Raw genomic sequence first — 14,794 nt, 5'->3', positions numbered from 1 at the left:
TAGAAATATAGTACAAAAAAGTTACTTAAGATTGAATGTAAAGTTTGGGAGATGTTGTATAAAAAATATGCAGATAAGAAATATTAAAAAAAGGAAGAGAAGAGTTCCACCCCAAAAAGGGGTGGAATAAAAAGGCAGAAATTAGAATTTGTAGTTAGCTTTAACCCAAAGGTCGTCACCATCTGCATCTTTACCTTGGTGTTCGTATTGTGCGCCAAGGCTGAAGCCTTTTAGAGATTCAAATTTGTAGCTACCATAAACACTGCTGTAAGAATATTTTGCATCAAGATAATTGTCATCTGCAAGAACATAACGCACACCAACGTTAGCAGCCGCTGTTACATCATAATTTAAATCAATAAGATACGCTTTTGTATCTCTTGTGTAACCAGGAGAGGCGATGACTGCATCTGTATAAAGAAGATCAGCACCATTTCCTAAGCCTGAAACAAGCTCACTTCTATGTAGTCCTTTATCTGTTGATGAGCCATTTACTACACCTGTTGCAACATCATCATCGCTAGTTTGAGAATAAGCAACTGTACCATTGATGCCTTTGAAGCTAAGTCCTGCTTTAAGCGCATAACTTGTAATACTATCATCAGCAAACGGAGTTACTGCTAATGTATTGGCTAGATTTGTTAATGCATTATCGATTTTATTATAATAAAATTGACCACCCAAAGTATATCCAATTTCACCGGCTTTACCTTCATAAAGTGCTTCTGCGTAAGCTAATTGGGCAATGTCATTTGCATAAGCATATGCAGCTGTTAAAGTAAGACCTGAAACTGATTTATTGATAGCAGCAAGAGTATATGCACCATCTTCAGCATTTACAGGTAACTCTCCGTATGAAAGAGAACCTGTTGCAAATTTTTTCTGAAATTTACCAATACTATCATTATAATCTGTTCTATCTTGGCCTTTTTGAACATAGCCGGCAATTAATGTTGTATTTGGTAAATCTGTATTGATAACAGCAGCACCTTCAAAAGAATCTTTAATGATTCTTGAACTAGAAGAAGCAACAAGTGGAGTGTCTAAGAACATACGACCGACCATTGCTGTTGTTTTACCGATATTGTAAGCGATATATGCTTCAGATAAAGAAGCGCCAGGACCATACATAGTATATTTATATCTATCTTTTCCACCATCATCAGCAAATGGAGATGAGCTACCTTGGAATGTTACACCTAAACTCAAGCCATAAAGAGATGCTGTTTTATAACCAAGCATAACACCTGTTGTAAAAATATCTTCTGTGGATTTACCATTATCACTTTGAAAGTAATAAGCTTTAAGCTCACCATTTACTGTTCCATTTTTAAACGCGTCAGCAAGTGTGTCTGCTGCGAATGAGCTAGATGCGAGTCCAGCAACAACGATAGCCGCCAAGCTAAGTTTAGCTAATTTCATATTTTCTCCTTGAAAATGTTTGATTACCATTTGGTTACAAGGCGAAGTATACACAAAAAAATAGTAAAATAAAATAAAACGTGTGATGAAAAAATAAGCTTTTTAGAAATTTAAGAGGTAAAAGAAGATTTTAAAAGGGACAGTGGCGAAAATCGCCACTGTTTTATAGATTTAAGAGAGGTACAAATTAGAATTTGTAGTTAGCTCTAAATCTCATTTCATTTGAATCTACATCAGCATTTGCGACTTCTTTTGTAGCATTTTCATACTCAAGAGATAGTGTTAAACCTTTAAGATTTGGGATGTCATATGAAACTTGTCCTTCCCAAAATTTATTTTTTGTTTTAGCAGCCACACCATTGTATACAACACCTGTTACAGCATCTTGATCAACATATACATATTGTCCTAATACCTTAAGACCTACAACACCTACTTTGCTGAAATCATAAGTTGCTTCAACTTTGTATGCATCTGTATTTGCACCTGAAGTAACTTCAGCAGCCTTGATCAGTGGAGCAGTATAAGTTGTTGGGCCATTACCTGCACCCAAGAGAACACTTTGGTCACTTGATACGGTACTATATGCAAAAGATGCACCAAATCCTGCTAGCTCTTTAAAGCCAACACGTGCTTGATACAAATCACCTTCAAGATGTGCAGTATCTAGAAGGCTCGTTGTTCTTGAACCACGATAGCCTGCATCTAAGATTACTTTCATATTGCTTAAAGGCACTACATAGTTACCCTCGCCATAGAAACCATTTGCATCACCAAGTACAGTGCCATCAAGTTTACTAACATCATTAACATATAAATATTGAGCTGTTAATGTTAAGTTTGAAATAGATTTATTGATTGCACCAATAGTGTAGGCTCCGTCAAATCCAAAAACATTTGATCCTCCAGTAGTACCTGCACCATAGAATACTGCTGTTTTTTTGAATTCACCGATATCACTTGTAGTCTTATCTGTTAAACTTTTATCAATATTTGTTGTTCTGCCTTGGAATTTATCAGCATAACCACCAAATACTGTTGTTGACGGAAGGTCTGTGTTAACAACAACTGCACCTTCAAATGATTCTTTAATCATACGTGAGCCAGAACCATTTACAAGAGGTGTAGCGATGTATTGACGACCAATTTTAGCCGTTGTTTTACCAATTGTATAGGCTACATATGCTTCAGAAAGAACTGCGCCTGAACCATACATATCAGAAGTATACATTGTTTTCTCAGCATCATTTGCAAATGGAGAATAGTTTGATTGCATTGTGAGACCAAGACTTAAACCATAAAGTGAGTCTGTTACATAACCAAGGCTTACACCTGTATTGAAAATATTTTCAGTTGATGTGCCATTGTCTCTGTCAAAGTACCAAGCTCTTAATTCGCCGTTTACTTTTCCGTTTTTAAATGCATCTGCAAGAGTTGTACTCTCTGCAAATGAGCTAGATGCTAATCCAGCAACTACGATAGCCGCCAAGCTAAGTTTAGCTAATTTCATATTATCTCCTTGAATTTTTTTTAAGGCGAGACAAGTCTATCACAAAAAATAATAAATTACAATAAATCTTTCAACAAACACCCTACTCATTCGCTTTTTGTTATCAAATTGTTATCGAAAAAAATAACTTTTAAACGATATGTAAAGTATATTTTACTTATCTTATTACTTGCACTTTTTTAATAAGATCTTCACCAATGACACCATAAAACTGTGGATAAAGTGCCTCCATCGTTTTTTGCCATATTTCTTTTTGTTCTGCACTCAACGTATGAATTTTAAAATGATCAGACGTTTTGGCATACATTTTTAACTTTTCCAAGGTCTCTTCATCATCTTGCGCCACAAGTTTACGCTCATATGCTGTCGCTTCTTTCACGGCTTGCAGTATCATGGGCTTGAGATCAGTTGGAAATTTTCTCCAAAAACTCTCGCTCATAATAACAAGATACCCAAGATAACCATGCGATGAGAGTGTTAAGTCCGTTTGTACTTCGTAAAAATTCTTTGTGTAAAAGTTAGAAAGTGGATTTTCAGCTCCATCGACACTTCCTTGACGGAGGGCAGAATAGACTGAAGCAAAAGGCAGAATGACAGGAATAGCACCCATGACATTGCATTGAGATTCGAGTACATGTGATTTCATAATTCTTAATTTTTGCCCTTGCGCATCATGAGGCATTAAAATCGCCTTTTTACTGGAGGAGAAATGTTTGAAACCAGCATCCCAATAATCAATTGCAACAAAACCTTTAGCCGTTACTTTATCTTTGATGATTTGTCCTACTTCTCCATCCAACACCGTATGGACATGGCTTGCATCTCTGAACAAAAATGGTAAATCAAAAAGTTGCATTTCGGGTACCATACTGGTAAATTTTGAGAAGCTAGGCATAGCAATGTGGACATTACCTAGTTTCAGAGCTTTTATCTCTTCACCATCGCCATAAAGCTGTGAATTGGGATAGACAATGACTTCTACTCTACCGTGTGTGAGCTCGCTTACTCTTTTAGCTAAAAAATCAGCGCCTTTCCCTTTGGGTGTATTGGGGCTTACAACATGCGTGAGTTTGATTGTATATTCTGCTGCGATGGAAGAAGAGATACAAAACGTTATGAAAATTAACCCTTTAAAGAAAATGAACATGCTGATTCCTTATAAAGATTTAGGTGTAAATTTGATTATAGATGAAAAATAACTCTCTTTACATGTAAACCGTAAAAGCTCTATCACTATGCTCTTAAAAGCTTCTTTTTGTAACGCTATTTTAAAGGTTTAATTTTAGAGTCTGTATCCTATCCCTTGAATATTTTTCAATGTTCCCTCAGGCAATTTTTTTCTTAAGTTTTTAATCATCAAGCGAAGGGCATTAAGACTCATATATTCACTCTCCCACAAATATTGTTCAATCTCTTCGTAGGTAATAATCGAATCTTTTTCCAACAACAACTCAATAAGCTTTGCCTCTTTTTTGGTTAATTCGTAAATCTCATTTTTATGTGTAATCATTTTTTGCATTGAATCATAGTACCACTCAACGGCTATTTCTTGAAGATGCGCTTTGTCTTTAGACTGCAAAAACTTTTCCAGTGCATCAAAAAGTTTCGTCTCTGTAATGGGTTTAACAATGTAACGAAGGAGTGAGAGTTCAATGGCTTCCAACATAAAATCAACTTCTGTGTACGCCGTAATAATAATAACATGCGCTTTGCTATCGCTCTCTCGAATCTTTTTTGTCAGTTCGATACCACTTAAATGTGGCATTTTTATATCAGTAATAATAAGATCAGGTTTGTGCTGTAAAAAAAGTTTATACGCTTCTTCTCCGTCATTTGCCAAATAGACCTCTTTAAAAAGAAGACTCAACAGTTCATTGACATTTTTTCTGACCCCAACTTCGTCTTCTGCATACAAAACTCTATATTGAGCAAGCTTTTTCAGCATCTTTTCATCCATCAAACACCCTTTACATTTCTCCAAAGAATCACTATGATTCTTTTTCTTTTCATTATTATAGCAGTCGCTATGGGAGTTTTTTATGAAAATTATCAAAGAGAGCAATATCTCTACGATCATCATCTTTAGTAACATCTTTATCATCAGCTCTTTAATGTTGTTTAATGGCTATTTTTTTTATCACCAAACAGTACGAAATTCTTTCCGCACAAATTGAAGACAGCAAGAAAACGTTTGTTGAAAATAAGCGCAATGTTTTAAAACGTGAAGTCGATGCAATTATTGAATTTATAGAGTTCAAAACACAAAGAAAACCATTGACCTCCACCAAAGAAGAAGAAGCACTCAAATTAGAGGTCTATGACTGGATACGTCATATTCGTTATGGCGGGGAAGAGCATAACTATATTTTTGTCTATCAAGTTGAACAGATTGAGGGTGGTAATAAATTTGCCAAAATGCTCATCAATCCTAATCGTCCCGATATAGAAGGCGAATATATCTCTGATGCCTATACGGATGAAAACGGAAAAGCTTTTCGCAAAATTTTTCTCCAAGATATTCATGAAAAAGGATACTCTTTTGTCAATTACATGTACAAAAAACCTGAGAGCAACATCATACGTCCAAAAGTCTCTTATTTCAAACTCTACCCAAAATGGAATCTCATTATCGCGGCGGGCGCCTATACGGATGATATTGAAAAGGAGATAGGCGTTGCTAAGGCTGATTTTCAAAAGAAAATGAAACTCGAAGTGACTTCAGCTATTATTATTTTCTTGCTCTTTGCTCTTATTGCAAATACTTTCGCTGTCATGCTAGGAAAACGCATTGAACGCTTTTTGCAAACCTACCACAAACAGGTTCAGCAAAAAACACTTGAGCTTGAAAACCTTAATCGTACACTGGAAAGCCGCGTCAGCGAGGAGATTCAAAAAAACCGAGAACAAGAACAGCTTTTGATCCAAAAATCTAAATTTATAGCACTAGGAGAGATGATCAGCAACATCGCTCACCAATGGAGACAACCTCTCTCTCAGCTCTCAGCGCTCTTGATGACACTCAAACTCAAATACAACATGGACAAGCTCGATAAAACCGCCATGGAAATTAAATGTATTGAGGCAGAAAACATCGTCGAATATATGTCACATACCATTGACGACTTTCGTAACTTCTTTATGCCCAATAAAGATAAAAAAACATTTAGCATACAAGTATCTGTTGATGAAGTCTTGAGGATTATTGGTATGTCTATTACAAATCAAGAGATTACTGTCGAAGTTAACATTCCACATGATGAGTATATTGTGGGATACAAAAATGAGTATGAACAAGTTGTTTTAAATTTACTTTCCAATGCGAAAGATGCCATCCTTGCTTCAGGACAACAAGGGGGGAAGATTACTATTAGCTTAGAGAGCGATGAAAATGTGGTACGTTTGATTATCCAAGATAATGGTGGTGGCATTAAAATAAAGCCTATTGAAAAGATTTTTGAACCCTATATTAGTAGTAAAGAACAAAATGAAGGTACAGGCATTGGGCTTTATATGTCAAAACTTATCATCGAAAAAAGTATGAAAGGTAAACTTGAAGTGAAGAATGAAAATGGGGGAGCTATTTTTACGATAGAGTTAGAAAAAGGTTTCAAAGAGGCGCTTGGCGGATCGCCCCTTTGAGTCTCCATAATTCAGAAGAAAATATGAAATTCGCTAAGAGAAGTATAGAAACTCAAAGTAAACGATCGGTTAACAAAAGTAAAATTAATTTAATTTAATAGACTCTTCTTGTGGAACACCAATCACTTGATGTGATTTATTACGTTTACCAGCGCCGCCATCATCATCACTACTACTCTTTTTAGCCGAGCTCTTTTTCTTTAAAGGCGGTGTATAGGTAGTATTTTTGACTGCTTTGATTACAAACATCTCTGTTAAACGCATACCATCAAAAGAAGCATAGACAAGATCTCCTTCATTAGCAAGCACGGATTTATGATCGAAGTTTACATAAGATAATTTTCCATTGGTTTTATCAATACCATCAATTTCATAATTCCATAATGACGAATTCGCCTCTTGTTTCAAAGTGCGAACAATACCCTTGATGTAATTTTTACCAACCAGCTTAGTGAGTTTTGGGTTGGTTGTATCTTTTTCAGTGTTATAGGTTTTAAGCGTTGATGCTGGAGGCGGTGATTTTGGTGCGCAACCTTGCATGAACATAAACAAGAGAGCGGCACAAAGAGGCAATATCAATCTTTTCAAAACAAATCCTTCTACATTTTTGCGGATTATAGCAAAGTTTCTTGTTTATTATGGTAAAATCTGTTTCCGAATGGGGCTGACATGGCTTCGACAGGAGTAGTTTTAGCTTATGGCTGCATGTCGGAAGTGAGGGTCTTCCGTTACACAACCTTCAATCAATAACTGCTAACAACAGTAACTATCGTCCTGCTTACGCACTAGCTGCATAAGTTTAATACATAAGGACTGCTTCTCCCTTTAATGCTATCTAAGGAGGATTGAGAAGTATCATAGCTATGATAGATATACTGCATGAACGCCTTTACATGCAGCGAAGTTAAAGGCTCGTTTTGCGTAGTTTTCTGATTGTTGTACGAAGCAAAATTAAACACTATCAACAATATCTAAGCATGTAGACGTCATAGGTGGCTATTTTTGGACTGGGGTTCAATCCCCCACAGCTCCACCATTCGAATTGATTTTAACTCGGCAAAATGGAAGTTTTCATAACTTCTATTTCCTCCCTGTTACCTTCCTAATCTACTCAACTTTTACTCATTTTTACCACATTGCGTTACACCCAAAAGGAATTTTTACATTATGAATATACTCTCAAAAAACGCACCCCTCGAAGTCTCTATCTTAAAAATGGAAACCATCTTAAGTGACCTTGGGTGTGGCATCACCTTTGCAACGGAAAAGCATCCCCTTAAAAACTGCTACTCTGTCAACCTTACATCCATCGAAGCTCCCAATCATATTTATTCTAACGGAAAAGGCACTCTTTCTGGAGCATCTAAAGCCAGTGCTCTTGGTGAATACATCGAACGACTTCAAACCAACAACTGTTTTATTGATTTTCACCTTCCCAATCGTGCGTACTACCCAGACCAAAAGGTATTTGAATTTGGTGGAGAGTACCTTAGTCCTTCTTTATATACTATCTACAACCCATCCAATGAGCTGAGCAATGAAGATTTAGTTGATTTTAATAGCGACTATACAGATAAGATCGTCGCTCTTCCTTTTCAAAGCTTTTTTGCCAATGAACACGTGTACATTCCTTTAAACATTCTCAGCAATCTTTATGTCAGCAATGGACTCGCGAGTGGCAATACACCTGATGAGGCTAAAGTACAAGCTTTGAGCGAGATCTTTGAGCGTTATGCCAAAATGGAAATCATCAAAAATGGTTACGCACTTCCAAAATATCCCGAAGCGATTATCGCTACTTTTCCTAAACTTCATGCAGATTTGATTGAACTTAGAAAAGCAGGCTTCATTGTTGAAGTGCTTGATGCCTCTTTGGGTGGAAAATTTCCTGTGACAGCTATCTCGCTTATTAACCCGCGCAATGGCACACTGTTTGTCTCTTTTGGCGCACATCCTATTTTGGAAGTGAGCCTAGAGCGAACGATGAGTGAGCTGATGCAAGGCAGAGGTGTTGAAAATCTTGACGCTTTTGAGATGCCAACGTTTGACATGAGCATTGTGGGTGACACCTTCAACCTTGAAGCGCACTTCATCGATTCCAACGGGAAAATAGGCTTTGGCTTTTTAAATGCCTCCAAAATGTTTGAGTACGCCCCATGGAAGTACAAAGATGAGGGAAGTGCTGCGGAGTATGCTTTTTTATGCAACATCGTCAAATCGATGGGTAAAGAGATTTACCTTCGTGAATACACGTATTTAGACTTCTACTCATGCCATATGATTGTACCAAGTGTCTCAGAGGTTTATCCTATCGACGATATGGTGTATCAAAACCGAAACAGCGGCAAGTTTATCCGCCATGCTGTCCTTAATTTTAAAGAGGAAAATCACGAAGTCTTACTTGAAACCATCGAGCCCCTTGAAGATTCACTCAATATGGAGAAATACATCGGTGTCATTTTCGAACAAAATTTTCAGATGATTGACCTTAAAGCACAAGTCAATCTCCTTTTGGAAAATTACGAAGAGGCACACATGCTCCTTGGCTTTAGTCAAAATCCTATGAGCAAACTTCTGTGTGAAATTCTCTCGTTAAGAGGACAAAATCTTATCTGGAGTGAATATGAAAGTGCCCTATGGGACATTTTTGGTAAAGAAAACGTTGAACACGCAGTGAACATCTTAGATGGTAAAGTCTACTTCATTGATGTAAGCCTCCACCAACACTATGTAAACATCCTCGATATGTATGATAGACTCGAAATTAAGAAGGCGTCTATCGTTGCTTAAAAATCTTTACATGTAAAATCATAAAAGACGTTAATTTTTTAAATTTTTTCGTCTTAAAATGGCTCCTTTTACACTATAATGACATGCTTTAATTTAAAGATAAACATTAGATTAAAAAACTAAAAAAGGAGTCAGAATGCTCATAGTCATTTTGCTAGTAGCTATTGGTTTTATCGTGCTTTCAACCAGTAAGTGGAAGTTACACCCTTTTATCGCTTTGCTGGTTGCAGCATACGGTATCGCGTTTAGCGTCGGGATGAAATACGCCGACATCGCTAAAACTATAACGTCTGGTTTTGGAAATATTTTGGCGTACATTGGTATCGTCATTGTGCTTGGAACCATCATCGGTGTCATCTTGGAAAAAAGTGGTGCTGCGATTAAAATGGCCAATGTTGTTCTGAAAATTGTGGGTAAAGACCGCCCCATTCTAGCGATGTCTATCATCGGCTACATCGTTTCGATTCCTGTTTTTTGTGACAGTGGTTTTGTCATCTTAAACGCGCTCAAACGCTCCATGGTCAAACAGCTTAAAGTTTCGGGTGTGGCGATGAGTGTCGCCCTTGCAACAGGACTTTATGCCACCCATACGCTTGTTCCTCCAACACCAGGTCCCATCGCAGCAGCGGGTAATTTGATGGTAGGCAATCTTGGTCTTGTCATTCTTGTGGGTCTGTTTGTCGCTATCTTTACAATGCTTGCAGGTTATTTTTGGGCAATCAAACGAGGACCGTTGTACCAAAGTGGTGAAGACATGGACATCGATTTGGAAAAAGACATCGAAGTCCAAGCCAAGTATGGCACACTTCCAAGTGCGTTCAAATCGTTTGCCCCTATTTTTATTCCCGTCCTTTTAATGGCCATCGAGAGTATCGCTAAGCTTGCCTTTAAAGATTCCAGTGATACGTTTATCTATAAATTTTTTGTTTTCTTAGGTCACCCTGCCAATGCGCTTTTTGTTGGTGTACTGTTTGCCAGTCTTTTACTTCCAAAATGGAACGAAGAGACGCTTTCAGGATGGGTTGGTGAAGGTGTTAAAAATGCAGGTGAGATTCTCATTATCACAGGTGCAGGTGGAGCACTGGGAGCCGTTCTTAAAGCCAGTGGTATTGGCGACTACCTAGGACTCACACTTCAAACGCTTAGCCTTGGTATCTTTGTACCTTTCATCATCTCCGCTGCCCTTAAAACGGCGCAAGGCTCTTCAACGACAGCACTCGTAGTCACTTCGACTATTATGTATCCATTGCTTGCTAATTTAGGACTTGACAGCGAAATGGGAAAAGTCTTAACCGTTATGGCGATTGGTGCGGGCGCACTTACGGTCAGTCATGCCAACGATAGCTTTTTCTGGGTTGTTTCACGTTTCAGTCAAATGGACGTTCCAACCGCATACAAAGCCTTTACGATGGCAACCTTGGTTCAAGGTCTTGTAACTATTGGTATTGTTTTTCTGATGTCTATCGTTCTTCTCTAATAATCTTAATGGTGCAAGTTCCTAAGAGCTTGCACCCTCTTTTTGCGCTTCTCTTAATTTATCTTTTTTACTTTTGCGCTTGCCTTTGATGGGCGCACTCCCCTTCTCTTTTTGAGGTGCCTCCCCTTCGAGCTCAAACCCTTTAATCTGCTCTGTTTCAAGCTTGATTCCACAACGCTTTTCGATTAAATTAAAATGTGCCTTGTCTTCATGGTCAATAAACGAGATCGCTACACCCTCTTTGCCCGCACGTCCCGTTCGTCCGATGCGGTGGATATAATCTTCCGTTGCACGAGGCAAATCAAAGTTGATAACACAGCTCACATCGTCGATGTCAAGCCCACGCGAAGCGATGTCGGTGGCAAATAAAACACGAATTTTTCGCTCTTTAAACGACTTGAGTGTCCATGCTCTGTCTTCTTGAATGAGATCACCATGAAAGGATTCGGCTAAAAAGCCATGTTTGCGAAATTTCACGGCGATGTTATCGGCGGCACGTTTATTTGCCATAAACACCAACACCAACTCCCATTTGTTTTCGCGTAGTAACTGGCGCAGAAGTGGTGCTCGGTTCTCTTTATTGACCTCGATGGCACGTTGATGGATTCGCTCCACCGTTGGTGCTTCGGCTTCAATGCTGACTTCTACCGCACTTTGAGTGATTTTGGAAGCTATCATCTGCATCTTTTCAGGGTACGTCGCTGAAAAGAGAAGATTTTGTCGTTTTTCAGGTAAGGCTTCAAGGATGGAACTTAACTCTTGCTCAAACCCAAGATCAAGCATTTTATCCGCTTCATCGAGCACAAAAAACTCGACACGAGAAAGGTCGATCTGCTTTTTGCTCATGATGTCCAGCAGTCGCCCCGACGTTGCGACCACAATGTCGCAGCCTTGTTGGATGTCATAGAGTTGCTCGCCGATCTTCTCACCACCAATGACACTGACCACTTTTGGTTTTACATGTAAAAATTTTCCAAAGGTGACAAACGCTTCTGCCACTTGCACGGTAAGCTCTCTAGTCGGCGTTAAAACCAATGCCTTGATCTTTGCTTTTCCCTCACCTTTGCTCGCATTCCAAAGCTCTAACATCGGAAGGACAAACGAAGCACTTTTACCACTTCCCGTCTGCGCTCGCGCCAATACATCTTTGTGCTCTAACACTAAAGGTATCACTTTTTCTTGAATCGGCGTTGGCGTGACGTGTCCTACTTCGCTAAGCGCTTGGAGAATTTGTGGGCAGAGTTTGAGCGTAGAAAATGGCATGGTTTGGCATCCTTTGAGTCTTTTCGTCATTGTAGAATAGTTTCACTTTAGAGGAGGTTTTAAGGATTACATGTAAAGCAGTTTAGGGTAAGTTTTTGGTGTTATAATACGTCTGTAAAATGTCAAAGGATAAATATTGGATCACTATAAATGGTTGCTTGCGTTTCATGTTATTGCGCTCATGTCATGGATGGCGATGTTATTTTACTTGCCACGGCTTTTTGTCTATCATGTGGAACATGCTGAAAAAAAAGCGTTTGTGGAAGTTGTGAAAATTCAAGAATATAAAATCTATAAATACATCGGTTTTCCTGCCTTTTGGGCAACACTGATAAGTGGTCTTAGCATGATTCTTATTGACCCGCAACTACTCTCAAGCGGTGGATGGATTTATGCAAAGTTTACGGTACTCATTGCCCTCACCCTCTACTCTTTTTCATTGGAAAAGTACCGTTTAGAGCTTGCCAATGACACCTGCACGAAAAGTGGAAAATTTTTTAGAGCTTACAACGAAGTCCCTACGGCTTTGGCTATTTTGATTGTCGGGTATGTAGTCACGAAGAGCTTTTCATGGGCATTTACACTCATTACACTAGGCATTTTTGCCATGATTATCGACGTAATTTTGGATGGAAAAAAGAAGCCTTAATCTTTACATGTAAAGCGTTTGTTTACTCACTTGACTTGGAGCGTTGCAGAACAATTTTAAGGTACAACAATGCCGAGAGCAAAAGAAAATACCCCACGATACTATACCCCATCTCATCACGCCTGCTCATCTCTTTTTCGTAGATCGCTTTTTCTTCATTCGTTGGCGCAGTAAGCGTCTGCTCCATGACAACGGCATTCGTTTGAGGGGCATACTGTTTTGGCAACCACTCAAGCCCCACAACAAGTACAAAAACGCACACTACGATTGCCGCAAAAATTTTAAGATTTGGCATGAGACTCCTTTCGAGAAAGAAATGGCAAAATGAAAAAAAGGTGCCATTAATACGGTGGAAAAAAACAGTCCAATCCACAAAGTAAGTGTCGAACTTGGCAATTTTCCTAAAATACTCAGTGCTATGAGCGACACAACCAACGCCCAAAACCACACTAAAAAGTAAGGGCGCTGATGTGCGGGAATGCGACGAGGGTTTCTATCTAACAGTGGCATGAGTAAAAGCCCCACATTGACCACCACTAAAGATGACATGCCGATGTACGAACCTTTAATCATCCCGATGTCAAAGAAAAAACTCTTAAGCAGTTGCAACATCCATAAAAAATACCACTCAGGGTAGATGTGTGCAGGTGTATCGCTTGGATTGGCAGGGGTGAGATTGAGCGCATCAAACGCTAAATAATCATGAAAAAAGACGCAATAAAAAAAGAGTGCCAAAAAGAGCGTACATGCCAACAGTGGCTTTAAAACGGCATTGGAGAAAAACGGTTTTGGCGCTTTGGGAATACTATCGTGTTTGCTATAGCGCTCCTCTTTGCTTACATGTAAACCTTTGCGTGTCCATGAAAACTTCGTCGTTGCGTACCACTTCATAAAGTCCGAATGCACGAGTATCATCACTAAAATTGCCATAGGCATCACCACAATGTGCAAAGTGTAAAAGCGCAATAACGTGATGCCACTCACGCTAAAATCGCCTCGAACCCACAGCACGATGTCTTCTCCCGCTCCGGGGATATACTCAAGCAAACTCGTAATCACTTGCGCCGCCCAGTAACTCATCTGCCCCATCGGAAGCACATACCCCGTAAAACCGATGACCATACAGCAAAAATAGAGCACCATACCACTGTACCAATACTTCGTTTTTCCATGTTTGTAAAACCCAAAATAGAGCATGCCGAGTAAATGAATGTAGAGCAGTAAAAAGAAAAAGGTTGAGCCAAGCGCATGAATTTTCCGCCACAGCCAGCCGTAATTGACTTCCTGCATTATCGTCGTATGGACACTTTCAAAGGCTTTCTCCGCATCGGGAATATAGTGCATCGCCAGAAAAATGCCTGAACACAATAGCAAAAGGCACAAAACCACCATGATGGCGCCTGTGTAGAGTAAAATATTGAAGTTTTTAAGCTTTAAATTCATGCTTTTGATGCCTCCATCAATTGTAGGTACGCCTCACCCACTTCGCCGACAATAATCATTTCATTGTTCAGTTTAAACGGCGGAATCACCAAGGGCTTTGTGACAGGACTTGCAAGCGCGTTGCCATTGTAGTCAAACTGCCCATTATGACACGGACAAACAAAGCGTTTAAGCGTCGCATCGTACTTTGGCACACAGCCTAAATGGGTGCAAATCCCCACCATTAAGGTGTAATAATACTCGCCAATGTGAATGTCTCGCTTTGTATCAAGCATCATCGACGCATCTTTTTTGAGGATAAAAAGCGGTTTTTTCTGCCACATAAAATAGGAAATCTCATTCAGAGGTAACGTTGTAGTGTCTATAAAAGTCGCCGCATCCAGTCGCGCTTTTTTGGGTGGTTCTAAGGTTTGGAACATCGTACCGACACTAAAATACATACCCGTTCCCGCCAATGCTAAGAGCGAGTAATTCACCACCCTTCGGTTTCTATCCATTCCACTGTTCCTTTATGCCCCACTTTGTGTGTGACTATTTTACCAAAAACTTTCATCAATAGAGGTTTGAGAAGGTTTACATGTAAAGATGGATTCGGATATTA

At 39.1% G+C, this 14,794-nt stretch carries 13 protein-coding genes and 1 other RNA gene; 5 read left to right on the top strand and 9 right to left on the bottom strand.

Features of this window, described 5'->3' with window-relative positions; translation table 11 throughout:
- Positions 1 to 141 precede the first annotated feature (141 nt).
- The 4 genes from Sdiek1_RS02840 to Sdiek1_RS02825 all read right to left on the bottom strand — a co-directional run bounded on the left by Sdiek1_RS02840 (position 142) and on the right by Sdiek1_RS02825 (position 4,889).
- Positions 142 to 1,422: an OprD family outer membrane porin gene (locus Sdiek1_RS02840; RefSeq protein WP_087437808.1), complete on the bottom strand. Its 1,281-nt coding sequence runs from the start codon at positions 1,420 to 1,422 to the stop codon at positions 142 to 144.
- A gap of 187 nt (positions 1,423 to 1,609) precedes the next feature.
- Positions 1,610 to 2,932, bottom strand: coding sequence for an OprD family outer membrane porin (locus Sdiek1_RS02835; protein WP_087437807.1), 1,323 nt, complete (start codon positions 2,930 to 2,932; stop codon positions 1,610 to 1,612).
- 157 nt (positions 2,933 to 3,089) lie between these two features.
- A complete protein-coding gene (locus Sdiek1_RS02830) occupies positions 3,090 to 4,079 on the bottom strand; it encodes a DctP family TRAP transporter solute-binding subunit (protein WP_087437806.1) in 990 nt (329 codons plus the stop codon).
- 135 nt (positions 4,080 to 4,214) lie between these two features.
- The gene (locus tag Sdiek1_RS02825; RefSeq protein WP_087437805.1) at positions 4,215 to 4,889 is read right to left on the bottom strand and encodes a response regulator transcription factor; all 675 of its coding nucleotides are present in this window, start codon (positions 4,887 to 4,889) and stop codon (positions 4,215 to 4,217) included.
- Positions 4,890 to 5,053: 164 nt separating this feature from the next.
- Here Sdiek1_RS02825 and Sdiek1_RS02820 point away from each other — a divergent pair, with 164 nt between their 5' ends.
- Positions 5,054 to 6,571: a cache domain-containing protein gene (locus tag Sdiek1_RS02820; protein WP_087437804.1), complete on the top strand. Its 1,518-nt coding sequence runs from the start codon at positions 5,054 to 5,056 to the stop codon at positions 6,569 to 6,571.
- A gap of 84 nt (positions 6,572 to 6,655) precedes the next feature.
- Here Sdiek1_RS02820 and Sdiek1_RS02815 read toward each other — a convergent pair whose 3' ends face one another.
- Positions 6,656 to 7,159: a hypothetical protein gene (locus Sdiek1_RS02815; RefSeq protein WP_238099121.1), complete on the bottom strand. Its 504-nt coding sequence runs from the start codon at positions 7,157 to 7,159 to the stop codon at positions 6,656 to 6,658.
- Between the two features lie 72 nt (positions 7,160 to 7,231).
- On the opposite strand from Sdiek1_RS02815, the gene ssrA reads away from it, so the two are divergent.
- From ssrA to Sdiek1_RS02800, 3 genes are all read left to right on the top strand, one after another.
- Positions 7,232 to 7,607: a transfer-messenger RNA gene (gene ssrA, locus Sdiek1_RS02810) on the top strand.
- Positions 7,608 to 7,738: 131 nt separating this feature from the next.
- A complete protein-coding gene (locus Sdiek1_RS02805; protein ID WP_087437803.1) occupies positions 7,739 to 9,361 on the top strand; it encodes a YcaO-like family protein in 1,623 nt (540 codons plus the stop codon).
- 136 nt (positions 9,362 to 9,497) lie between these two features.
- Positions 9,498 to 10,838 carry a GntP family permease gene (locus tag Sdiek1_RS02800; protein WP_087437802.1) on the top strand — a complete coding sequence of 447 codons (1,341 nt, stop codon included), beginning with the start codon at positions 9,498 to 9,500 and terminating at the stop codon, positions 10,836 to 10,838.
- A 21-nt stretch (positions 10,839 to 10,859) separates the two neighbouring features.
- On the opposite strand, the gene Sdiek1_RS02795 is transcribed toward Sdiek1_RS02800, so the two are convergent.
- Positions 10,860 to 12,101, bottom strand: coding sequence for a DEAD/DEAH box helicase (locus Sdiek1_RS02795; RefSeq protein WP_087437801.1), 1,242 nt, complete (start codon positions 12,099 to 12,101; stop codon positions 10,860 to 10,862).
- Positions 12,102 to 12,237: 136 nt separating this feature from the next.
- On the opposite strand from Sdiek1_RS02795, the gene hemJ reads away from it, so the two are divergent.
- Positions 12,238 to 12,750, top strand: a complete 513-nt coding sequence (gene hemJ, locus Sdiek1_RS02790; protein WP_087437800.1) for a protoporphyrinogen oxidase HemJ — start codon at positions 12,238 to 12,240, stop codon at positions 12,748 to 12,750.
- Positions 12,751 to 12,772: 22 nt separating this feature from the next.
- Here hemJ and Sdiek1_RS02785 read toward each other — a convergent pair whose 3' ends face one another.
- Genes Sdiek1_RS02785 through Sdiek1_RS02775 form a run of 3 tightly spaced genes read right to left on the bottom strand, consistent with a single transcriptional unit; the run spans position 12,773 to position 14,690 of the window.
- Positions 12,773 to 13,045 (bottom strand): hypothetical protein, encoded by a 273-nt coding sequence (locus tag Sdiek1_RS02785; protein ID WP_087437799.1) that lies wholly within the window; start codon positions 13,043 to 13,045, stop codon positions 12,773 to 12,775.
- Positions 13,012 to 14,193, bottom strand: a complete 1,182-nt coding sequence (locus Sdiek1_RS02780) for a cytochrome b (RefSeq protein WP_238099119.1) — start codon at positions 14,191 to 14,193, stop codon at positions 13,012 to 13,014. The genes Sdiek1_RS02785 and Sdiek1_RS02780 overlap by 34 nt, the downstream gene beginning before the upstream one ends.
- On the bottom strand, positions 14,190 to 14,690 hold the full coding sequence (locus Sdiek1_RS02775; RefSeq protein WP_087437798.1) for a QcrA and Rieske domain-containing protein: 501 nt from the start codon (positions 14,688 to 14,690) through the stop codon (positions 14,190 to 14,192). The genes Sdiek1_RS02780 and Sdiek1_RS02775 overlap by 4 nt, the downstream gene beginning before the upstream one ends.
- Positions 14,691 to 14,794 lie beyond the last annotated feature (104 nt).

This window comes from Sulfurospirillum diekertiae, assembly GCF_002162315.1.
Taxonomy (GTDB): Bacteria; Campylobacterota; Campylobacteria; order Campylobacterales; family Sulfurospirillaceae; genus Sulfurospirillum.
This window is presented reverse-complemented; position numbering and strand designations above follow the sequence as displayed.